Below are 22,611 nucleotides of genomic sequence, written 5' to 3'. Positions count from 1 at the left end.
CTTGACGATATGTCAAATCAAACTTAAAATTTAGTTAGTCGACTAACTAAATGATGTGTTCAAAAATGTCTAGTTTTCAGTACCGAGAAGATGAAATGAAGGTAGAAATGGAGCGGATGATATGAACCCAGTCCACAATGATCGGTTAATGGGACAGCTATCCGAACTTGTGAAACTCAAACGTTACAAGGTTCATGAGAAACTTGTGAACCACCCCGAGTTATACCCGGGGCAGCCACCTTTGTTGTTCCAGCTTGAACGGGAGGATGGCCAATCCCAGAAAAAACTGGCCGAACAACTTCAGCGCAGCCCCGCAACGGTAACCGTCATGCTCAAGCGCATGGAAACATCCGGTTATGTGAGACGTGAAGCAGACCCGAAGGATCTGCGCAGTCTGCGGGTATACCTGACGGATCAGGGACGCTCCGCGCTGCAAGAATTGAGGATCGTGATTCAGGAGTTGGAACAGCAGGCTCAGAAAGATTTTACGCCGGAAGAATCCGAGATCATGTCTGCACTTGCACAGCGTATGCTCCAAAACCTGCGTGAATCCTGAGGTGATGCAAACTCTCGATATCGCTAATAACAACTGGCTTGAAGCAACTAAAGATTGATGAAATTGATTTACTTATGCAATTAAAACCGAGGTGATTTCCTATTGTGGACGTTAAAACGATTCTTGACACCGTATAAGTCAGCGGCGATCATCGCCCCGCTACTCATGGTACTTGAGGTAACCATGGATCTGCTCCAGCCCAAGCTGATGTCCAGCATCGTGGATGATGGTGTACTTGCAGGAAATCTGTCCCATATCGTAACTACAGGTCTGATCATGTTACTTGTTGCGTTAATCGGCTGGGTTGGCGGCGCAGGCTGCACACTCTATTCAAGCAAAGCTGCCGTAGGATACGGCACGGACCTGCGTCAGGAACTGTTTGATCATATTCAGACCTTCTCCTTCCGTAATCTGGATACGTTTCAGGAAGGATCTCTGATTACTCGTCTGACCAGTGATATTACACAGATGCAAACTTTTGTACAGATGCTGCTGCGGATGTTCATCCGTTCGCCGATGCTGATCATCGGTAGTATCATCATGGCATTTACGATTAGTGTGAAGCTGGCTTTGATTCTTATTGCCACTGTGCCGGTACTGTTTATTATTTTATTTATTCTGATAAAAGCTTCCTATCCGCTGTTCGCCAGTGTTCAGAGCAAGCTTGATCAGGTCAACGCCGTGCTCCAGGAGAATCTTGCCGGCATCCGTGTCGTCAAGGCGTTTGCACGTGCACGTCTGGAGAAAAAGCGGTTCAAGCAATCCAACGAAGATTATACTTCAACCGCCCTCAAAGCCTGGCGTATAGTCACGCTGAATGCACCCGTGCTCAGCTTGATGCTGAACGCTACCATTGTAGCGGTGCTGTGGTTCGGAGGTTTCCAGGTAGTTGGAGGCGATATTGCTGCCGGAGATCTGATTGCTTTTATCAACTATGTCACGGTTGTACTCTCATCCCTCACGTCGATCGGCATGATGATGATGAGTTTCTCCCGAGCCAAGGTATCTGCCGCCCGGATCAACGAGGTGTTACATACACAGCCGGATATTCAATCAGGAAGCGATAACTCCAGGATTGTACAGTCACTTCCGTCTACCCGTGACCACCAGAGATCATCCCAACCATCTCCTGTCGTGTCGCGCACAGCTGGTCAAGTAGAGTTCAGGGACGTGTCTTTCCGTTATGACGGAGACCATGCACTCTCTGGCATTAACCTGATCGCGCGCCCGGGTGAGAAAGTGGCCCTGATCGGTTCCACAGGTTCAGGCAAAACATCGCTGGTGCAGCTGATTCCCCGTCTGTATGATGCTTCGCAGGGTGAAGTGCTCGTGAATGGAGTGAACGTACGCAACTGGGATCTTCAGGATCTTCGTAGCCGTGTGTCCATTGTGCTCCAGGAATCCATTCTGTTCAGCGGCAGCATCCGGGATAACATTTGCTTCGGCCGGCCCGGTGCAACAGATGCTGAATTGCGAGCTGCGGCACAAGCTGCAGCTGCGGATGATTTTATTATGAAACTGAAAGACGGGTATGACACGGAACTGGGTCAGCGCGGAGTCAATCTGTCCGGTGGGCAGAAACAACGTATATCCATTGCACGTGCCCTGCTCATGCGACCGGAAGTGCTGATTCTGGATGATAGCACCAGTGCTGTGGATCTGCGCACAGAAGCAAGTATTCAGAAAGCATTGCAGTCCCTAATGAAAGACAGCACCACCTTCTTGATTGCACAGCGGATCCCCTCCGTGAAGGATGCAGACTGTATATATGTTATTGATGAAGGACAGATCGTTGCCAGGGGCACACATGATGACCTTATGACTCATTCATCACACTACCAATCGATCTATTATTCGCAGCAACGGAAGGAGGATGTTCAATTTGGCTAAACCTGCCTCTTCCTCCATACAACAAACGGTCGTGCCTCCCATCGGAAGATCCGGACCTGCGGGCAGAGGACCTGTTCCCAAAGTCAGAGCCAAAAATGCCCGCCACGCCTTAATCCGGGTATGGTCATACATGGGACGTCACCGCAAAGGAGTCATTGCTGCATTGGTGCTGACCGCTCTCGGAACACTGCTCAATCTGGCGGGACCTTACCTTCTCGGCCGTGCCGTTAATGAACATATCGTTCCCAAAGTAACAGCGGGTTTGCTGAAAGAATGTCTCCTCTTGCTGAGTGTTTATGTCCTTGGCTCACTCCTGATGTGGGCTCAATCCTATGTCATGATTGGTGTGTCCCAACTGACCGTTAAAGATCTGCGTCATGCGTTGTTCTCCCGACTGCAAGAGCTGCCTGTCAGCTTTTTTGATAAAAATCAAAGCGGGGATCTGATGAGCCGGGCCACCAATGATATTGACAATGTATCTACAACGCTGAATCAAAGCGTAACCCAGTTGATGTCCAGTGCCATCCTGCTCGTTGGCTCTTTGTCGATCATGTTCGCACTTGATGTTCGGCTTACCCTGCTCAGTCTGGTGACGGTACCCTTAATTACCATCGCCACTCGTCTGATCGCGTCAAGAACACGCAAACATTTCACCGCCCAGCAAAAATTGCTCGGTGAACTGAATGGGTATGCTCAGGAAACCATTGCTGGACAGAAAGTCGTAGCGGCTTATAACCGTCAGGATCAGGCACATCAACATTTTCAGAACCTGAACGAGAAACTTCGTACATCCAGCACCCAGGCCCAGACGGTTTCGGGTTTGGTTGGGCCTACGATGAACGTGATGAACAATATCGGTTTTGCCATACTGGCTTCTGTAGGTGGATGGATGGCTTATCATGATCTGACGTCCATCGGACTAATTGTCAGTTTTCTCGCATACTCCCGCCAGATTGAGCGACCGCTGAGCGATCTGGCCAATCAGTACAATCTGATTCAGGCTGCCATTGCGGGTGCTGAACGTGTGTTTCACATCATGGATACGCCTGGCGAATATGTGGAGGAACAGAAGAAACAACTGGATCAGATTCAAGGTAAAGTTGTATTTGAGGATGTGTCCTTCGGGTACAGTGCGGAACGAGACATTCTGAAGAAGGTCAGTTTTACTGCAAAACCTGGCGAGATGATTGCACTTGTTGGCCCCACTGGCGCAGGTAAAACGACCATTATCAATCTGTTACCCCGTTTCTACGAGATTACAGGCGGACGGATTACCATTGATGGATGTGACATCTCGGAACTGGAGAAGGATCAACTCCGTCGGCAACTCGGCATTGTACTTCAGGATGCCTACCTGTTCTCGGGTACCATTCGTGACAATCTCGCCTACGGCAAGCCGGATGCAACGGATGAACAGATCAGGCAAGCAGCTATGCTTGCAAATGCACACTCATTCATCCGCAAACTGTCACAGGGCTACGATACCCCCATCATTTCCGGGGGAAGCAATCTAAGCCAAGGACAACGACAACTGTTGACCATTGCCCGGGCAATTCTGGCTGATCCGGCCATTCTTATTCTGGATGAAGCAACAAGCAGCATTGATACGCGTACTGAGATGAAGATCCAGGAAGCGATGCGGACGTTAATGAAGGATCGTACCAGCTTTGTCATCGCCCACAGACTGAGCACAATTCGTGAAGCCGATCAGATTCTCGTCATTAATGATGGACAGATCGCTGAACGTGGAAGCCATGACGCATTGATGCAGCAACAAGGATTCTACTATCAGTTACATCAGGGGCATCTAAATAAGTCGAACTAAAGCGTGTGGGGCGAGCTCTAACGAATCTGAGGCGTCTTATTCAAGCTTTTGAAGCTCCTTCAGAAATCTAAGGAACCAGAGCCACGTTATATCCGAGTAAACAGGCGTTTTCAGCGTTTTTTTCATGTTTTTTTGGGAAATAACGTGTCTGAAGTTTCTTACAAATTAAAGTAAGGACCTGAGGGCCAATAAGACGTCCTATTTTCCTTAGAAATTAGCTAAAATGATCTGAACCGATGTGGTTTGTGCACAATAGTTTATTCGAAATACAAAACGCCGCATGGGGTTCTTCAATCCCAATGCGGCGTTTTTTTGTTTTTTTTAAATGAAAGCATGCTGCTACTGTCCCAAAATTTGATATACGCATTACGTCTCCATTGGCAGATGAAGCGTGAAGGTTGAACCAACCCCCATTTCGCTATGGACAGTGATTTTGCCATTGTGATCCTGAACGATTTTCTGGCAGAGTGCAAGTCCCAGTCCCGTCCCTTCTTCTTTAGTTGTATAAAAGGGATTAAAGATTGTGGATAGCGAATTTTCCGGAATGCCGCTTCCTGTATCTGTAATGGAAATGAGTACGGCGTCTCCTTCCTGTAACAAATCCATATGAACCTCGCCAGGGTCTGTCATTGCTTCAAAGGCGTTACGAATCAGATTGATCAATACCTGCACAATCTTATCCCGATCCATGTTGATCACGACTGGTTCATTCGACATTTCAAGTGTAATTCGATGTCCACGGGATGCCGCATCTGACTCGGTCAAAGACATCACCCGCTCAAGGCAGTGACCCAATTGTTCCGGCTTCATATGATTGGCATGAGGTTTCGAAAACTGTAAAAATTCGGCCGTCAGATCGGTCACTCTCGTCACCTCACCCATAATCACTTCATACCATGGTGCGATATTAAATGCTTGTCCACGTGACAGCTGCAGGAATCCTCGAATTGCGGTAAGCGGGTTCCGAATTTCATGAGCCATCCCCGCGGCCAGTTCACCTACGGCCCTTAGCCTTTCGGAACGAAATACTTCTTCTTCATTTTTCAGCCATTTGCTGCGCTGTTGTTGAAGCAGTCTATCCTCGGCCACCGTCATAAAGTGCTGCAACGAATTCGACATTTCCGGGTACAGGGAGATACTATAGCTTACTTGGAGTCCTTGCAGCTGAACGGATAGCAATGACGACATTCGTTCTTCCACATCCTGTATCTCCGGCAAAACGACCGCGAATCGATCTCCTGCATACCGGGATATGCCATAGGCCTCGGTGAAATGATTGCTTATCATCTGGCCTGTGCCTGTGATTACCGTACACCAAGGATCTTCTGAAGCTTTTTTATAACCGCTAAAGTTATTAACGTTCAAAAGGATAAGCAAAAAAGAACGATGTTCTTCTACTGCCTTATTTAGCATCTCCATGTACCCTTCGTAATTCAGCAGTCCGGTCAGCGGATCATGGAGGGTGAGGAACCGATTTTTTTCCCGAAGTCTGCGCTTCTCGGTCTCACTGTTAACCAAGGTATGATATAAAAATATAATGACAATAGAGGTTAACAAATCAAACATGGATACCAGCAATGCATATGCATCTATAGGCACATAGGAAAGGCGAATCACCGTATATTCCAGCATAAACAGCAGTGAAATGGGCAAGGTCTGCGCTACACGCTGTTTGCCCTGGATCATGGAAAGGATGAGCATATAATACAACATGTTGCACCAGTTCAGCTCACTGAAATAATGGAATGTTCCGAGAAAAATCCATTGAAATTTCCTAAGTACAGGATATCTTCTCTCCCCATAAATACTTGCTACCAATAAAGTCCCCGAAAGCAACATGATTGCCAAATGAGGGGTAAGCCTTAGAACATAAGAGGACAGAATGACAAGCAAACAGCCCAGTGGGAAAATTACCATTTTCATCGTGTAACTTAGCAAATAGCCTCGCCCCCTTTGACATAAAACTCACATCAAACAACTTATGTACATGTATTATATCGATTATGATTAGCTGATGTTGTCGATTAATGGAGGCTGGTCAAATTCACATGAATGTATAATTTATGAAGGCAATAGGACATATGATGTAATTGTAATCGACAAAAGTGAAACAATTCCTCTACGCATGGTTAGTATTGTGTTACAATACATTAATGGATTAATTTAGGATAAATTCTTGGTTATGGAGGATATCATATGACTACACAACGCAAACCACTGGGCTTCGGGACGCTTTCTCTGCTCGTACTGACGATGGGTCTTGCCTTTAACTTTCCATGGGGCAAAGCCAATTTTATGTTCAGTCATTACCGTTTCAACTTAATAAACATACCTATTTATAGCAATGGAACTCAAGGACTTCACATTCCATTTGTAGTAGCAGCCCTCTTCTGGATTCCAGCCTTCCTGATCGCCAAAAAATATCGTGCGCATTTCGGTACCCGGCTATCTTATAATGTCGCCGGATTTATGTTGCTCTTGTGCATCATTGGACCCGTTATCCCCGTTATCGATTGGATGGTCAATGGTTAAACACTTAAAGCCAGCTCTCTATATCCCGAGGGCTGGCTTCTTTGCTACTTTTTCATATAAGATGAATGGAATTTTTACACCACAACGGAGAGTGCAGAATCAATCTGAAGAAGCGAGAGCGTTCGCCTAAAGCTTTCTGAAAGAAAGCTACATCGGAAGCATACGCTTATCACCGGATTTTCCCCTATTAATATAGGGAATCAAGAAAATCAGGGGATAAGGGCGATCGGAAGATGGTACTGCACTCGGAGTACAACGGTGTAACCTTTTCACGTTAATCTTATTTCTTCGCCATATACTTACGGATGTCAAAAGCCACCGCAGCAACAATGATCAATCCTTTGATAATCAATTGCCAGTACGGACTTACACCGATAAACGTCAGACCATAGTTAATGACCCCGAAGATCAGCACACCCGCCATAACTCCAGGTACCGTTCCAATACCACCCGCCGTTGATACGCCACCTACCACACATGCGGCAATCGCATCCAGCTCATACATATTACCGTAATTGTTTGTTGCTCCGCCCGTTCGGGCTGCCTCAAGCACACCACCCAGGCCATATAACGCACCCGCAATGGCATACAGGGCAACCAGGTTGCGGGCCACATGAATTCCGGATACATGCGCTGCCTGAATGTTACCGCCGATGGCATACATATTTTTGCCGAGACGTGTTTTGTTAAAGATCACCCAGCAAATTAAAGCCACCGCAATAGCGATAAGGACAATATACGGGATGGAATAACCCCCGCCCAGATCAATGTATCCAGAGCCAATGACGGTAAAATCAGGTCTTAATCCTCCGATCGGCTGTGACTGGTTGGGTTCCGTATCAAAATAGATGGAGTTCAGTCCATACACGGCAACCATTGTACCCAGCGTTGCGATAAAAGGGGGCACATGTAATTTGGCGACAATCAGTCCATTGACCAAACCCACGAATAGACCTGCGGTGATTCCAACCAGAATCGGCAACAACACCGGCAAATGGGGCAGATCGGGGAAGAAGCGGTTCGCATACTCATCAATTTGCAGCATCGATGCCGATACAACAGCCGTCAGACCAACCACCCTTCCCGCGGACAGATCGACCCCACCCGTGACGAGGATAAAGGCTGCACCGAGTGCAATAATGGCCCGTGTGGAGGATTGCTGTAAGATGTCCCGCAGTGTAGAGAAGGCAAGAAAATTCGGATCGGCAATAGCTATACCAATGATGAGCAGAATCAATACGATAAAGATGGCGCGTTGTGTTACATAATTTTTCACTTGATTGATCATCTGTGTGTTCATCTGTTTCCCTCCTGACTAAGCCATCCGCTGCTGAGCGGCCAGCCTCATAATATCCTGCTCTGTTGCCTCGGCTCCGTCCACGATTCCGGTTAGACGCCCTTCACTCATCACCATAATGCGATCCGACATACCAAGCAGTTCAGGCATCTCCGAACTAATCATAATAATGCTTTTGCCCTGACGAGCCAGTTCCGTAATTATGGTGTAAATCTCGAACTTGGCCCCTACATCGATTCCACGTGTCGGTTCATCCAGCAACAGAATCTCCGGATCAGTCAGCAACCAGCGGGCCAACAGAACTTTCTGTTGATTACCGCCAGACAGGTTTCGAATCATCGTGTTAACTGAAGGCGTTTTGGTTCTGAACTTCTGCGTCTGTTCCCGTGCTTCTTCCCGTCCCTTTTTCTCATCCAGCAAGCCCACGCGATTGCGGTAGCGCCCCAGACTGGCAATGATCGTATTCTCATACACCGACAACACGGGGAATATTCCTGTAACCCTTCGTTCTTCCGTGAGCAACGCGATATTATGACGTTTCGCTGCTGCGGGGGAATTAATCTTCACCTTGCGCCCATGAATCGAAATCGTACCTGAAGCGAGTCCGCGCAGTCCGAACAAGGATTCCATCAGTTCTGTCCGCTGTGCTCCAACCAAGCCGCCAATACCGAGCACTTCACCTTTTCGCAGCTCAAAGGATACATCACAAAACGATTTGGACTGGTTGGATGTCAGACCCTCGGCCTTTAATATCACTTCACCAGGTACGTTGGTGCGTTCCGGGAAACGTTCATCCAGATCACGACCCACCATGCGTGTAATAATCAGATCTGTCGTTAAATCCGCAGCATCCCAAGTCCCGACAACGAAGCCATCACGCATGATTGTCACTTCATCCGAGATCGTCAGGATCTCCTCCATCTTGTGGGAAATGTAGATAATGGACACCCCCCGACTGCGTAGTTCATTAATAATGGCGAAGAGTTGCTCCACTTCCTTGCCTGTCAGGGAAGAGGTGGGTTCATCCATGACAATAACTTTGGAATTGAATGAGACCGCCTTGGCGATTTCCATCGATTGTATCTTGGAGACAGACAATGTTCCCGCTTGAGCCTTCGGATCAATATCCAGATTCAGGTCCTTAAACAGAGCCAGTGTATCGGAATACATCCGTTTCTCATCCACCAGTATTCCCTTCATCGGAAAACGCCCCAGCCAGATATTCTCCATCACCGGGCGATGCGGGACCGGATTCAGCTCCTGATGAATCATGGATATGCCTTGCTGAAGTGCCGCCTTGGAATTCGAAATATCCACATCCTTTCCTTCGATGCGTATCGTTCCTTCATCCGGATGATACATCCCGAACAGACATTTCATTAGTGTGGATTTGCCCGCTCCATTCTCTCCCATCAAGGCGTGAACCGTTCCCGGCTTCACTTTCAATGTGACCTGACTTAGTGCCTGCACACCAGGAAATGCTTTCGAGACTCCATTCATCTCCAGCAGGTAAGGTGACTCCATCTTGGTTCCTCCCTTCCATATGACCAGCAAAAAAGGGACGTTACCCGAATGTCGGACGTCCCTGTCTCGTGCTGTTATTGGGCGTCGGCAATGTTGTCTTTGGTAATCTTTTTGTATGCAATCCAGACGTATTTACCATCGGTAATATCGTATTTGGTATTTTCCTTCGTTGGTGTTTCACCTTTGGCTAGTACGGAAGCCAGTGCCACCGTGGCTGCCCCCTGATTCTTGGCATCATTGAGCACCGTGCCCAGCATCGTTCCATCCTGTAGAGCCTGAATGGCTGGAGCTGTTGCATCCACACCTACAACCGGCATCGATTTGCCATCCTTGAAGTATCCGGCTGCTTTCAATGCCTCAATGGCACCCAAGGCCATGTCATCATTGTTCGCAAGAACGGCTTCAATCTTGTCGCCGTGGGATGCCAGGAACGCTTGCATTTTCTCCTGACCCTTCACACGGTCCCACATCGCCGTGTCTTCCGCCAATGCTTCCACTTCGATACCGGCATCCTGGATGGCCTGAACCGAATATTTGGTCCGAAGCTCTGCATCCTGGTGACCCGGTTCCCCTTTCAGCATGACGTATTGCAGTTTGCCATCGCCGTTTTTGTCGGCTTCCGGATGTGCCTTCCAGTAGTCCACAATCAGCTGTCCAGAGATCGTACCGGACTCCTCCGCTTTTGCTCCTACGTAGTACACTTTATCCCACTTGTTCATATCTTCAGCCACGGGCTCACGGTTAAGGAAAACCACTGGAATGTTCGCTGCCTTAGCCTTGTCAATAATGACACCTGCTGCCGTCCGGTCCACCGGATTCACGGCCATGGCATTGTATTTCTTGGACACAAACAGATCGACCTTCTCGTTCTGGGTTGGCTGTGCATTCTGGCTATCCACAATATCCAGAGTCGCAACACCTTCCGCTGCTGCGGTCATCGCATTACGTACCCCCGTCATGAATGTATCATCGAATTTGTAGATGGCGACACCAATCTTGGGCGTTTCCGTCCCGGCTGCTGTTTGGCCTCCTGTATCTGTTCCTGTACTTCCACCTGCGCTGTCTCCACCGCTACTGCAACCCGCCGCCACAACCATACATGCTGTAATCAACAGTGTCATCCATGTTTTCTTCATATCCTAATGACCTCCCCCAAGTTCATTCGGCTTAACCGATGTCTTTATTATGAAAGGGTTTACATTAAATTCGAATACAATATCTTCACCTGTTCTATCGAAATCTTCCTCAAGTTAAAAAACAGCTTAATTTTTCTCATTCACCATTCGTTCCAGCATCCGTTCATTGTACAAAAGGAAACAACAGCTTCTGGTTATCCATCCAGAACATATTGTCTGTACTAACCAGCTTCGTCTCAAGTAGAACTCTCGATTGCACCTGTTGATTGTTCAGCCGTGCAACGGCTTGATTCAATCCCAGATAACCTGCGCTATATCCATTCTGGACGATAAGATGATCAAAGACCCCTTCTTGCAATTGCTCCAGTTGCTGTTGTTCACTGCCGAATCCAACAATTCTTACTTTGTCTGCAGAGTTGCGTCGATTCAGTTCATCAGCTGCTCCCAGTGAAGCCGGTTCCTGAAGAGTGATAAAGCCATCCACATCCTGCTGGTCCAGCAATTGCTTCGCAGTCTGCCAACATCCATCCCGTGTATTACATATCGATTTGGGTTCCACTTGAATATCAGGATACTGTACCAGGACTTCCATTACCCCCTGCTCTCTCTGAATCAGACCGGAATTAACGGGGTCTGGACCCAATAAAGCTACACGCCCTCGCCCTTTCAGCAGCTCCGCCATGGCCTGGCCCGCCTGTCTCCCTGCCTCGACATTATCCATGGAGATGATACTGGTTACACCTTTCACGGGAAATTCATCGTTAAGCACAATGACAGGAACGATGGTTCCATCGGAATTTGATGTCTGTGCCTCCTGAATAATATTGCTAAGTGCCTTCTCACTCAGGGGATCAACCAATAGAGCTGATGCCCCCTGCTTCAGAGCCAATGCGGCTGCTTCAACCTGTGCCTGCTCTCGCACACTGCGAGACAACGTTTGGCTGTTCGGATTTGCCTGTTTGACCTTCATCTGACTTCGATCAGCGTCCAGAAGGGCAGGTGTGTACACATGACCCTCGGAAGGGTATGCTTCCACGGTAATCAGTTCCACCCCACTCTCTTTGGCAGCCGCTTCGGCACCAAGCCGGATGGCTTCCGCAAGTTCGCCAGTGCCTGCTGGTGTAATCAGCGCAATACGTGATGGTACTGCCGCAGCATCTGGACTCGAGAGGCCACAGGCACTGCTTATAAGCAGACAGAAGCTTGCAACTGTCACAGTTAACAACCGACGTTTCCGAAATCCCGGGATGCTCGCAGCAACCTTTTTCCAATACGTACAAATATTCAATCCTTTAACTCTACGGGCATCGTTCCTATTCACTTGTTTCTCCGTCATCAGGCTCGACCTCCTTCTGCTGCGATTGAATGGGAATTCGAATCCAGACCGTGGTGCCTTCTTCCAGCTCACTTGCAAATTCAAGACCATAACCCTCCCCGTAATAGAGCCGGATTCGGTCATGTACATTGCGTACCGCGACACCTGATCCTGCACCGCTTTTGACAACCGGACGGCCACTTAACAATCCCGACATCTGTTCTTCCGTCATGCCGACCCCATTATCTGTAATGCGAAACACCAGCTTGTTGTCCTCACAATAAACATCGACCTCAATACTTCCTTCGTCCATGTGGTACTCGATGCCATGAACAATGGCGTTCTCAATCAGGGGTTGAAGCACCAGCTTTAAGGTCAGGCATTCCAGGAGCGTCTCATCTGCCTGAATGTTAAAGTTGAATTTTCGCTTGAATCTCATCTGTTGAATCGTCAAATAATGCTGCGCATGCTCCAGCTCTTCCCTGACCGTGATAATCGTTTTACCTTGACTGAGACTGATGCGGAATAGGCGCGAAAGAGACGTGATCATCGTGATCACTTCCTCATTGCGGCTCATGCCGACCATTCGCACCACGGAATTCAGCGTATTATACAAAAAATGCGGATTGATTTGGGCCTGCAAGGCTTCCAGCTCCAGACGACGCTTCTGCTCCTGTTCATGAATGATCTCATCCATCAGGGTTCGGATTTTATTGACCATCAGGTTGAAGCGACGCGATAAACGTTCCACCTCAAGCGGTCCTTCGATAGGCAACTCCACGTTGAAATCCCCGCGCTCCACAGCCTTCATCTTGCGCTCCATTCGCCGGATCGGACGAGTCAGACTGGAGGAAAGAAACAGCGATACGAGAATGACCAGCACGAGCACAACGACCAGTACACGAATGAGATATCCGTTCACTTCCTGACGTGTTGTCATAATTTCATCCAAATAGGCCACACCGACAATTTTCCATCCAATATTGGCAACGGACTTCACGGTATTCAGCCTTTTCTGTCCATCTGCCTCATCTTCGTAACTGCCGGAAGCCACCAAAGCCTGTTCGATATTCTCACTTTTGAGTCCCATATACATTAATTGCTGCTGCGGATGGTACACAATATTGCCCGCACTCTCATCAATGATGTAGACGTATCCCCGTTGCCCCAGACTGACCCGGCGGCTCAATTCATCCATCTGTTTGAAATTGATATCGACCAGCAGGATAACCTGCCGATCCTGACCATTTTGCCGTATCGTTATGCCTTTGCTCATGGAAACGACCCATTTATATGGGCCTGTGTACATATTCTGAATATGAGGTAACGAGAAACTCAGGTGATCCGGCACACGAAGCGCAGACTGAAACCACCCTTGCTGTGTCACATGGGCACTCGGTTTTAATTCAGCTGTAGGTCGGTTCTTGAGCAATTGACCCGTGGAATCGAGCAGGGTAATCGAGATGATATCTTCACGACTGCTGAGCAATGTGTCGAGCTGTTTGTCCACCAACTCCCCTTCCCATGTCCCGTCACGCAGCATATGTTCCTCAATGGCACGGTACAGATGAGACATGCTGCGGACGTAATCCTCCAGGTTATAACTGACCTGATCCACAATCTGTCTCGTCGTCAGTTCCGCACTTCGCTCGGCAGCCTGCGTGAACTTGTCATGCAGAAGCATCGCCATGATGGTCAGCACCAGAACGATAAAGACGGAGAAGGACCACGTAATAATAAAACGGATACTGCTGACTCTGGACGAGCGCAGCCTGGAGCGAAAATGAATTCCCATGGAGTTCAACCACTTGGACCAGAACTTCATCGGATTGAACCTTCATGTGCTGCCTGGGAAGCCTGTTTACGATATTCTTTGGGCGAGACGCCAATATGTTTTTTGAAACAAAAACTGAAGTAGTTCGGTTCAGCAAAGCCAACCTGCTCCGCAATCTCAAACGACTTCAGCTCTGTCGAGCGAAGCAGTTCACGGGCCGCCTCCATCCGGATCTGCATCAGATACTGCAGGAAGGTAAGCTGCACTTCTTTTTTGAAAATGCCACAAAAATAACCGGAGCTGATATGCAAATGTCCGCACACTTTCTGAATGGACAGATCCGGGTCGGCATAATGCTCTTTGGTGAAGACTAACGCCTGCTCAACAATATCCTTATATACATGCTGGCGACCACTGGCAATGCGATGTTGTACAAGTAGACAGACCTCCCGTACCTTCTTCTGTGCGTCAGTAAGACCTGGCAGTCGGAACAGATCTGCATACAATTGGAAACCTGCTCCAAAGATGTCCTCCATCTCTTCTCCGGATGCCTGCGCTGCCTTCCATACTGTTGTTAACACTTCAATCAGATAGAGCTGAATATCACTGCGCCCATGTTCCACTGTAATTTCCCGGAAAATGATCGCCAGTGCTTCCTCCAGTTCCACTTGTGTACCCGCCTTAAGACAACGTGTCAGCGTCTGCTGCTTTAACTCGTCGAACCGCAGCTTGCCCGCCGTCTGCCGCTCTACATCCGCGATATATATGATTGAATCCGTTCCGGGTACAAGCCGATAATCCAAGGCGAGCAGGGCATCTTCATAGGCCTGATTCACCTCCGCAAGTGTATCCACGATCTGACCAGATCCCACCGTAGCGGGGATACGTAAGTAGTGATTGATGCTGCGCATCACATTTTCCAATGCCTTCTGTTGTCGCTTCGCGCCATCTGTACCGCCCAAGCGATCCACATAGAGCAGGACAATCGTCTCCTGATGCATAAAGGCATGACCAGCCCCGTGTTCCGCCCATACTTCTGCCGCAATGTTAAGTGCAGCAAAGCGTTTCAGTTCAGCATCTTCCGATTGACGCAATGAACCTCCGGGAACGAATAGCTCAGACTGATCCGCTTCCTCAGATGTTGATTGGTTATGCCGCGGCGGCAGCTCGTTGAATACTTCCTCAGGTTTGTCCTTCTGCACATCTCCTTCCATATGCAGTGTCAATACAGACACCCCGTAGCGTTTTCCTGCCAGATCCAAACCACATTGTTTGGCTTTACTATGAATATATGTCGAAGATTTCTGCCGATGGAGCAGGGTCGCCATCAGATCTGCCTGCAGTAATGGCAAGCTGGTATGATAGTGCTCACGCAGCTGCTGTACATCTTCACGCTCGGCCACTTCAGCGGCCATCTGGGCGCGCAGTCTTGTGAGCAGTTCGGTGAGATGTCCTGCCGAGAACGGCTTCAACAGATATTCATCCACACTTAACGAGATGGCTTGCCTCGCATAATCAAATTCATCATATCCAGTTAAGATGACCACCTTCACAAGTGGATTACGCTTCCTCAATCTTTGCGCGAGTTCCAGACCATTCATGAAGGGCATGCTGATATCGGTCACCACAATATCCGGCTCCACCCGCTCCGCCATCTCCAAAGCTTCTCGCCCATTCTCAGCCAAACCGACAATCCGCAGATCGAGCGCTTCCCAATCGACCTCTACAACAAGTCCTTCCCGCACATCTTCTTCATCATCCACCAGCAGTACCCGGTACACGTTCGGATTCCTCCTTTTTATAATGGGCTGTATGCCCTAACAACTGATATATGTGTGATATTGTGAATCATTGGATTTCTTATTTCTCACCGAATTTATGCCAAATGCTAAGGAATCATGTTGATCAGATCCAAGGTTGCCATCATAATATACAATATTATCAGGGATATGTAATCGCTTTCTTCAAGAGAGGTAAGGCAACCCTGTCGGGCAGTGCCTAAGTGAAATGTGAAGGAGAGTATATGAATGCCAAGGTTAGGTTAAAGTAATACAAACACGGAAATTTCGAAGAACTTCTAATAAGAGGGGTTTAATTCTAACTATCATATGGATCCTTTATTCTTGTTTTCACCGCTGATTCGTACTTAATGCTTTGATATAAATCATTGTCGTATCTGGATTGGTGTGCCCCATCATCTCCGCCAAACGGTGCAGTGGCGTATGCTCTGCCATGGCGTAGCCAAAACGATGACGCAGATCATGTGAACTCAGACCTTCCAGCCCTGCTGCAATCATTACTTTTTTAATCAGATGGCGTAGTGCTCTCTCCGTTAAACGATCGTTTGTCTTTTCTGAAGGAAAAAGGTACGTATGATCGGTAGCAAAATCAGATAAGTACTGATTCAATATTACAATACACTGCATATTCAAAGGGACCTTACGCTCCCGGTTGCGTTTATCGGCTCTCACTGTCAGGTAAGCACTTCGTCTACCAAGTTCAATATCACCAGGCGTGAGATTGCATACCTCCATCGTTCGCAAGCCTGTATGGAACATAAGGGTCAGGATAGTCCGATCACGAAGAGAGTTAACGTACTCCACTGCCTCGAGGAACGCTTCTTCTTCTTCGGATGTCATTCGGCGTGGACTGACTTTGTCTTCCGGAATGAATTTTAATGCTTTGGAGGGGTCATGATTGAGTCTGGATTCCAGAACAGCCCATTTGAAAAAACGCTTCAGCGTAATCAACCTGCGGTTAATGGTGGCTGGTTTCAATAGCATAACCTTGTGTGAATCTTCACGATAATGGACTAAAGTGGATGTATCTACATCTTCAATTCTCAATGTAACCTTTTCCCCGAGCAGGGTGTTTTCCTTGTACCATTCAATAAAGTGCTTCAGATCACTTGCATATTCCTTCACGGTTTTGGGCTGTAATTCATCCTCATTGGCAAGCATATGAATGAATTCTTCTATCGTTGGCTCCCGCTGCACCGAAATCCCTGATGACTGATTCATTAGAAATTACCTCCAAATCTTGACTTATATTAGCGGACATGGTATTATAATATTAATCGATACATTAGCGGACATCAAGTCTGTGGTTTAAATGCACCAGGTGAGTGTCAATTTTTCAAATATACTCGTCATAATGATCGGCTAAAAACTTATTTTTTGGAGGAATCACATGCAAACAGGTACAGTGAAATGGTTCAACGCGGATAAAGGATTCGGCTTTATCGAAACTGAAGAAGGAACAGACGTATTCGTTCATTTCAGTGCAATTCAAGGTGAAGGTTACAAATCTTTGGACGAAGGTCAACGCGTTCAATTTGAAGTAACTCAAGGTAACCGTGGACCACAAGCTGAGAACGTTACTAAACTTTAATTATATGAAAGCTGCCTTATTAATAAGGCAGCTTTTTATTTACTCATAGGTTGTACAGCACAGAATTTCACACCCCAACAATGAAAGCGAGGTATTCCCCATGGATAAAGAACAATTGATCACAGAAGTAGCCAAGGCTGGCGGTTTCTCCAAGAAGAATGCTGAAAAGGCGGTAACCGTTGTACTGGACTCAATTCTGGAAGCTCTCAAAGAAGGTAAAGAAGTTCAACTGGTTGGATTCGGGAAATTTGAAGTACAGAAGCGTGAGGCAAGAACGGGAAGAAGTCGGAGAACAGGCAAAGAAATTCAACTACCTGCAGGTAAAGTTCCTGTATTCACAGCAGGCTTAAGCATGAAAGAAGCTTTAAATTAAACAACGCAACAACCCATTGAAAAGAGGTTTTTATTCAAACACACAATGATAATATGGATTTAAATGTCGTGTTTACTACCGTTGATGATATCATTAACTTTTATTCAGGCAAACAGACAAACACGGATCATGCAGAAACTCATACTCATTCAAAACCCCCACTAGCAAAGTCTGATTGCACTCTACGTCCCCCCATCCGCTAATCTAACATTTCATCTTGGACAACAAGAGGCCCTGATCCGCTCAAAACGGTCCAGGGCCTGATTTGCTTTGGTTAAATACAGTTTCTACCTGCTCTACTTGCTGTTCAAAAGTCCGCGTAATATCTCTAGATCATATGTAGAGACAAGACGTTCCAGGTGCGTATCCAGCCACTCCTCATCCTGATCCCACCACTTCAATTCCAGCAGCAGTGCAATTGTTTCTTCATCAAAACGCTTTTTAACAGTTTTGGCTGGATTACCACCAACAATCGTATAGGGTTCGATATCCTTCACAACAGTTGAATTGGAGGCAACGATTGCCCCGTCTCCAATCGTGATACCAGGCATGATCGTCACATGTTGTCCAAGCCATACATCGTTCCCCAGTATCGTGTCACCCTTATATGGAAGCTGCTCAAGTGTAGGTGTCACACGATCCCATCCTCCACCGAAAATGTTAAAAGGATACGTCGTCATGCCCTCCATCCGATGATTCGCGCCATTCATAATGAATGTCACACCTTCCGCAATTGCACAGAACTTGCCAATAACCAGGCGATCACCAATAAAGTCATAATGATGTTGTATCCGGTCATAGAATTGCTCTGGCGGATTGCTGTTATCGCTATAATACGTATAATCACCGATGTCCACGTTGGAACGAGGCGGCAGGTTTTGAATGTAACATACGGTGCGGATATTCTCATTGGGGAAAAGTTTTGTTTTATCAGGAGCCATATTGAAGTCCCTCCTTTTCCCTATTGTAACAGATATTATATCTTAAACGGACGAAGTGAAGTCTGGAGTTCTGTCGACACTTCAGACAAAATAGCCGTAGAAGCCTTGATCTGCTCTACCGACTTGAGCTGTTCATGAACAGATTCGGCAGCCTGCTGTGAATTGGTACTGGCCGTCTGCGCATGGCGAGCGATCTCATGTACGGAAGCCACAATCTGCTCCACGCCTGAGGACATCTCTTCACTCGTCGCAGCCATGTCCTCAATCTCTGTCGCCATACGCAAGTTCGTATCCCGGATCAGGCTGAAGTTTTGTTCCGTTTCCCGGGTCAAGCGCAGCCCTTCTTGCACTTCATCCTTCACTCTCGACATGGCCGATAGCGATTGCTGCATATCTTGTTCCATGGCTTTGACCAGTTCTTCAATACGATCTGAAGATTCTCCCGCTTGTTCAGCGAGTTTACGAACCTCGGTAGATACCACGGCAAATCCTCTGCCATGTTCCCCGGCTCTTGCCGCTTCAATCGATGCATTGAGGGCGAGCAGATTCGTTTGATTCGCAATCTCATGAATGGTGGAAACCATCTGGCTAATCTGTGCCGACTTCCCTTCCAGCATGCGAATGACTTCATCCGTTCTGGTAACGGAGGATTCAATCGTAGACATCTGCTGAACGGTAAGTTGCACCGCTTCACCTCCGGTCTCTGCCTGGTTGCGTGAATACATAGCAGAGTCAGAAATGCTGGAGGCCTTGTCTGCCATACGTTGTACGCCTATAGCCACTTCTTCCATCGCCTGCAGATTTTCTTCCGTACTGACCGTCTGACGCTCGGCTCCCTGCGCGACTTGTTCAACAGAAGATGCGATCTGTGCCGATTCATTACCCGTCTGATCCGCAATCTTGAGCAGCAATCCAGTCGAATGCTCTGCTTTCTCCGCAGCTTGAAGTCCACCCTGAATGATCATCTGCAGATTGCTTCTCATCTCATTGTATCCCGTGCCCAGCATGCCAATTTCATCTTTGACGTTATCAACTACAGGCTGTGTAAAATCACCTGTGCCCGCCCGCTTGATTGCCACGGATACCCGCTCGATTCGTACTCTCACCCTGCGAACGTACCACAGGATCAGGGTAATTGCGACCAACATTGCGAGCAGGAATACGATCAGGAATGTCTTGAGGAACGAGGAGATAATCACATCAATTAATGATTGAGAAGCACCAACATAGAAAATGCCGATAATCTCCCCGGATGCATTCTTGATGGGTTCATAGGCCGTTTGATATTTCTGACCCACAACCACGGCTTCACCGAAGTATTTTTCCCCTTGCTGCAAAACGATCTGGGCGACCTCTTCAGATACCTTCGTGCCAACAGCACGTTCCCCGTTTATCATAACATTCGTAGCGACACGTTCATCACCTCGGAAGATGGTCACCGTGTCCCCAGATGCTTGTCCAATCTCATCCACCAGTTCGAAGTTACCTTCCAGCGCGATATCTCCCTTGAATAATTGTCCGTCTTGAATGGCCCACTCTCCTGGATACTTATATGTAATGATACTATTCGCCATCTCCAAATCTCGCTTCGCCTTCTCTGTAGCGAATGTCGTAATCCCCTGTCTCATCTCCATGATTACACTTACCGCCACGGCTGAGGAGAAGACGATAAATATACTGATAACGATCAAACTGATTTTGGTACCGATGCTCATGCTTCGCATGTGTGTGAGCCACCCTTTTCCCTATGTAATTGTGGGGATATTCAAGCCGATTTCGAGTCTGTTTCGAATATCACTATAGTCTTATCGGTAGGAGCTTTCACATTTTTTATAATATTTCAGTGACTTTCATCACATTTAGTTGAAATTAAAAATCAAAGTTTTTCCGCTTTCTCCGTAATTATGTGAGAATGATCTGCTGGTTGGAAATTAAATATCAATCTGGAACGATAAATTAGATATGTCTTCGCTCCTTTCTAATCTACAAAAGCAGAACAAAAAGGGATTCGATCTGACCATCGAATCCCTTCTCTCATTCTCCGTACAACAACGTTGCTCCGCAGAAGATATTGCTTATTTGGATGTAAGGCTTACTTGTGCAGCAGCTTGATCCCAATCCACGGCTAATCCCAGTCCTTCTGAAATGAAGCGAACGGGTACGAGTGTACGACTGTTTTGAATGATCGCGGGGGCATCAATTTCAATTGTCTCTCCATTTACCATTGCTGTGCTACTTCCGATCTTGAGCACAAGAGTCTGGTCATTCAGAACGGTTGTTACGGTCTTCGCCGTTTTGTCCCAAGTCACTTCTGCACCAAGTGCTTCGAGGATTGCATACACAGGTACCATCACTCGGCCACTTTGCTGCAGTGGGTCCTGATCCGGGAATGTGATCGATTTACCATCGAGTGTTACAGTAATGGTTTTGTCACTTGTTCCGGATGAAGTATTCGAACCTGTCTCTTCCACAGTCTCAGGCAGCGGCGTTACTTCACGCCCAAGTTGCTCTTGCAGATTTGCAAGGCGGTTCAGTGCAAATGTGGTTAGTGACCCGGCTGCCATGGAACCCATACCTCCGCCTCCACCGCCAAAGTTACCGCCAGGACGTGTCTGCGTATTGCCTGTGCTATCTGTTGTTCCTGTTCCCGTTGTGCCAACCGGAGGTGTTGCTCCATCTGGAGGTGTCATTCCTTCGAAACCTTCTGGCGGTGTCATGCCTTCCATGCCCTCAGGTGGTGTCTTTCCCTCAAATCCTTCAGGTGGTGTACCGCCCATCCCCCCAGCGACATCTGCATTGGCAGAATAAGCAATGTTGGATTCAAACTGTTCTGTCGTATAGAATTTCGTTGGATCTGCTTCTACATATGGACGAATCTCATTGGCAAGATCAGTAATACGATTCTGAATGCCTTCCATATAGTCCGTCAGTTCATTGACGTAGCTCATATATTTTTCCTTATACTCCGGTACAGCAAGCAGGTTGTTAATCATCGGTACATTTTCCATGCTAATGCCTAGTACAGGCTCATCCACAGATACGTTCGTTGCGTTGGTGTTAGTCGTGGTTGATCCGGTTGTTGTGCCACGTCCGCCTCCACCGGAGTATCCATTGAAGGACATGTTAAAGTCCCAAGGTACAACGGTAAACTTGCCATCCTCATCGCCATAGAGCATGTAGTTATGTCCTTTGTCGCCGCTATAGCTGTCATAGTTGCCGAAAACCATGTTGCCTGCAATATATTGAAGCGCCGAATCCACGTCCAGCACGCTCTCGATATCACCCTTTTCACCTTCTGGCATCTCGTTCAGCGTTTGGATGAAGGTTTTTAGTTTGGCTTTGTCCTTATCCGTACCCAAGTCTTTGGTGATTGTACTGTAGTCACTGCCCTCTTCATATTGAAGATAACTCTTCTCATCTGTATCATATAGCACGCCTTCTTCGTAATCCTCACCGTAGTTGCGTTCCAAGTAACTGTCATCTACGGCTTCAACCCCGGTGTAGAAACCGACCAGTTCGCCATTAACATACAGATTAACATAGTTTGTCATCGGCACATCCATGCCAATACTGCGAAGCGCTTCATAGTGAAGTACCTCACGCATATAGGATGGATCTGCATAGTTGTTATTGAGCACCATTTTGTCCAGTCCGAGCAAGGTTTGTGTTTTGTCGTATTTATCGAACTTCAGTCTGAAGCTGTATCGATCCGAATCCTCCATCGAGGCTACGGCTTTCAAGGTCAGATTGCCCTTGGTGGAGAAACCAACGTTGTCCAGCTTGTTGCCGTCCACGTCCACACTCACATTCTTGTAATCCTTATCGAGCGGACTTTCAAGCATACTCTTCCAGTCTGCATCATCAATCGTTACATTCACATCAATCACGTTGTCCGTCTGGAACAACGATTCATAAGCTTGTGTCACGCCTGCACTCGCGGTTGTCGCTGTGCTCTCTGCGGCAAATGCCGTATTTGGACCTGCCATCAGGCCAAAAGATGACGTTACCATAGTCACGGATAATGCCGTTACTGCAACTTTTCGTAATAGTATATTCAA

At 47.5% G+C, this 22,611-nt stretch carries 17 protein-coding genes; 6 read left to right on the top strand and 11 right to left on the bottom strand.

The window, feature by feature from the left end; all coding sequences use genetic code 11:
- The first annotated feature begins 121 nt into the window (after positions 1 to 121).
- The 3 genes from MKZ12_RS05475 (at position 122) to MKZ12_RS05465 (ending at position 4,271) form a co-directional block, all read left to right on the top strand.
- On the top strand, positions 122 to 556 hold the full coding sequence (locus MKZ12_RS05475; protein WP_339240032.1) for a MarR family transcriptional regulator: 435 nt from the start codon (positions 122 to 124) through the stop codon (positions 554 to 556).
- 102 nt (positions 557 to 658) lie between these two features.
- Positions 659 to 2,446, top strand: a complete 1,788-nt coding sequence (locus tag MKZ12_RS05470) for an ABC transporter ATP-binding protein (RefSeq protein ID WP_339259181.1) — start codon at positions 659 to 661, stop codon at positions 2,444 to 2,446.
- Positions 2,439 to 4,271, top strand: a complete 1,833-nt coding sequence (locus tag MKZ12_RS05465) for an ABC transporter ATP-binding protein (protein ID WP_339259180.1) — start codon at positions 2,439 to 2,441, stop codon at positions 4,269 to 4,271. The genes MKZ12_RS05470 and MKZ12_RS05465 overlap by 8 nt, the downstream gene beginning before the upstream one ends.
- A gap of 366 nt (positions 4,272 to 4,637) precedes the next feature.
- Here the strand turns inward: MKZ12_RS05465 and MKZ12_RS05460 are convergent, their stop codons facing one another.
- Positions 4,638 to 6,209 carry an ATP-binding protein gene (locus MKZ12_RS05460; RefSeq protein ID WP_339259178.1) on the bottom strand — a complete coding sequence of 524 codons (1,572 nt, stop codon included), beginning with the start codon at positions 6,207 to 6,209 and terminating at the stop codon, positions 4,638 to 4,640.
- Between the two features lie 258 nt (positions 6,210 to 6,467).
- Here MKZ12_RS05460 and MKZ12_RS05455 point away from each other — a divergent pair, with 258 nt between their 5' ends.
- On the top strand, positions 6,468 to 6,803 hold the full coding sequence (locus MKZ12_RS05455; RefSeq protein ID WP_339259177.1) for a hypothetical protein: 336 nt from the start codon (positions 6,468 to 6,470) through the stop codon (positions 6,801 to 6,803).
- 280 nt (positions 6,804 to 7,083) lie between these two features.
- On the opposite strand, the gene mglC is transcribed toward MKZ12_RS05455, so the two are convergent.
- The 7 genes from mglC to MKZ12_RS05420 all read right to left on the bottom strand — a co-directional run bounded on the left by mglC (position 7,084) and on the right by MKZ12_RS05420 (position 16,869).
- Positions 7,084 to 8,103, bottom strand: a complete 1,020-nt coding sequence (gene mglC, locus MKZ12_RS05450) for a galactose/methyl galactoside ABC transporter permease MglC (RefSeq protein ID WP_076214373.1) — start codon at positions 8,101 to 8,103, stop codon at positions 7,084 to 7,086.
- A gap of 15 nt (positions 8,104 to 8,118) precedes the next feature.
- Positions 8,119 to 9,624 carry a sugar ABC transporter ATP-binding protein gene (locus MKZ12_RS05445; protein ID WP_339259176.1) on the bottom strand — a complete coding sequence of 502 codons (1,506 nt, stop codon included), beginning with the start codon at positions 9,622 to 9,624 and terminating at the stop codon, positions 8,119 to 8,121.
- A 74-nt stretch (positions 9,625 to 9,698) separates the two neighbouring features.
- Positions 9,699 to 10,760 (bottom strand): galactose ABC transporter substrate-binding protein, encoded by a 1,062-nt coding sequence (locus MKZ12_RS05440; RefSeq protein ID WP_036606548.1) that lies wholly within the window; start codon positions 10,758 to 10,760, stop codon positions 9,699 to 9,701.
- Positions 10,761 to 10,923: 163 nt separating this feature from the next.
- Positions 10,924 to 12,096 (bottom strand): substrate-binding domain-containing protein, encoded by a 1,173-nt coding sequence (locus MKZ12_RS05435; RefSeq protein WP_339259175.1) that lies wholly within the window; start codon positions 12,094 to 12,096, stop codon positions 10,924 to 10,926.
- On the bottom strand, positions 12,074 to 13,870 hold the full coding sequence (locus MKZ12_RS05430) for a sensor histidine kinase (RefSeq protein ID WP_339261321.1): 1,797 nt from the start codon (positions 13,868 to 13,870) through the stop codon (positions 12,074 to 12,076). Before MKZ12_RS05430 ends, MKZ12_RS05435 begins: the two co-directional genes overlap by 23 nt.
- Positions 13,871 to 13,896: 26 nt before the next feature.
- Entirely contained in the window at positions 13,897 to 15,630 is a 1,734-nt protein-coding gene (locus MKZ12_RS05425) for a response regulator (RefSeq protein WP_339240017.1), read from the bottom strand.
- Positions 15,631 to 15,978: 348 nt separating this feature from the next.
- The gene (locus MKZ12_RS05420) at positions 15,979 to 16,869 is read right to left on the bottom strand and encodes a tyrosine-type recombinase/integrase (RefSeq protein WP_339259173.1); all 891 of its coding nucleotides are present in this window, start codon (positions 16,867 to 16,869) and stop codon (positions 15,979 to 15,981) included.
- 169 nt (positions 16,870 to 17,038) lie between these two features.
- Here MKZ12_RS05420 and MKZ12_RS05415 point away from each other — a divergent pair, with 169 nt between their 5' ends.
- Together MKZ12_RS05415 and MKZ12_RS05410 are read left to right on the top strand one after the other, a co-directional pair.
- Positions 17,039 to 17,239, top strand: coding sequence for a cold-shock protein (locus MKZ12_RS05415; RefSeq protein WP_017690333.1), 201 nt, complete (start codon positions 17,039 to 17,041; stop codon positions 17,237 to 17,239).
- Positions 17,240 to 17,339: 100 nt separating this feature from the next.
- Positions 17,340 to 17,612: an HU family DNA-binding protein gene (locus MKZ12_RS05410; protein WP_169480336.1), complete on the top strand. Its 273-nt coding sequence runs from the start codon at positions 17,340 to 17,342 to the stop codon at positions 17,610 to 17,612.
- Between the two features lie 296 nt (positions 17,613 to 17,908).
- On the opposite strand, the gene MKZ12_RS05405 is transcribed toward MKZ12_RS05410, so the two are convergent.
- From MKZ12_RS05405 to MKZ12_RS05395, 3 genes are all read right to left on the bottom strand, one after another.
- Positions 17,909 to 18,553: a Vat family streptogramin A O-acetyltransferase gene (locus MKZ12_RS05405; protein ID WP_339259171.1), complete on the bottom strand. Its 645-nt coding sequence runs from the start codon at positions 18,551 to 18,553 to the stop codon at positions 17,909 to 17,911.
- 35 nt (positions 18,554 to 18,588) lie between these two features.
- Positions 18,589 to 20,277 carry a methyl-accepting chemotaxis protein gene (locus MKZ12_RS05400; RefSeq protein ID WP_339259169.1) on the bottom strand — a complete coding sequence of 563 codons (1,689 nt, stop codon included), beginning with the start codon at positions 20,275 to 20,277 and terminating at the stop codon, positions 18,589 to 18,591.
- Between the two features lie 351 nt (positions 20,278 to 20,628).
- Positions 20,629 to 22,611, bottom strand: coding sequence for a CotH kinase family protein (locus tag MKZ12_RS05395; protein ID WP_339259168.1), 1,983 nt, complete (start codon positions 22,609 to 22,611; stop codon positions 20,629 to 20,631).

The sequence above is a fragment of the Paenibacillus sp. FSL R5-0713 genome (genome assembly GCF_037973325.1).
In the GTDB taxonomy this organism is placed as follows: Bacteria; Bacillota; Bacilli; order Paenibacillales; family Paenibacillaceae; genus Paenibacillus.
Note: the sequence above shows the minus strand (reverse complement) of the source record. Positions and strands in the feature narration are given on the sequence as shown.

Excerpts from the sequence above, each read along its gene's own strand:
- MKZ12_RS05475 (WP_339240032.1), top strand. The coding sequence starts at position 122 with ATGAACCCAGTCCACAATGATCGGTTAATGGGACAGCTATCCGAACTT.
- MKZ12_RS05455 (WP_339259177.1), top strand. The coding sequence starts at position 6,468 with ATGACTACACAACGCAAACCACTGGGCTTCGGGACGCTTTCTCTGCTC.
- mglC (WP_076214373.1), bottom strand. The coding sequence starts at position 8,103 with ATGAACACACAGATGATCAATCAAGTGAAAAATTATGTAACACAACGC.
- MKZ12_RS05445 (WP_339259176.1), bottom strand. The coding sequence starts at position 9,624 with ATGGAGTCACCTTACCTGCTGGAGATGAATGGAGTCTCGAAAGCATTT.
- MKZ12_RS05440 (WP_036606548.1), bottom strand. The coding sequence starts at position 10,760 with ATGAAGAAAACATGGATGACACTGTTGATTACAGCATGTATGGTTGTG.
- MKZ12_RS05435 (WP_339259175.1), bottom strand. The coding sequence starts at position 12,096 with ATGACGGAGAAACAAGTGAATAGGAACGATGCCCGTAGAGTTAAAGGA.
- MKZ12_RS05430 (WP_339261321.1), bottom strand. The coding sequence starts at position 13,870 with ATGGGAATTCATTTTCGCTCCAGGCTGCGCTCGTCCAGAGTCAGCAGT.
- MKZ12_RS05420 (WP_339259173.1), bottom strand. The coding sequence starts at position 16,869 with ATGAATCAGTCATCAGGGATTTCGGTGCAGCGGGAGCCAACGATAGAA.
- MKZ12_RS05415 (WP_017690333.1), top strand. The coding sequence starts at position 17,039 with ATGCAAACAGGTACAGTGAAATGGTTCAACGCGGATAAAGGATTCGGC.
- MKZ12_RS05410 (WP_169480336.1), top strand. The coding sequence starts at position 17,340 with ATGGATAAAGAACAATTGATCACAGAAGTAGCCAAGGCTGGCGGTTTC.
- MKZ12_RS05405 (WP_339259171.1), bottom strand. The coding sequence starts at position 18,553 with ATGGCTCCTGATAAAACAAAACTTTTCCCCAATGAGAATATCCGCACC.
- MKZ12_RS05400 (WP_339259169.1), bottom strand. The coding sequence starts at position 20,277 with ATGCGAAGCATGAGCATCGGTACCAAAATCAGTTTGATCGTTATCAGT.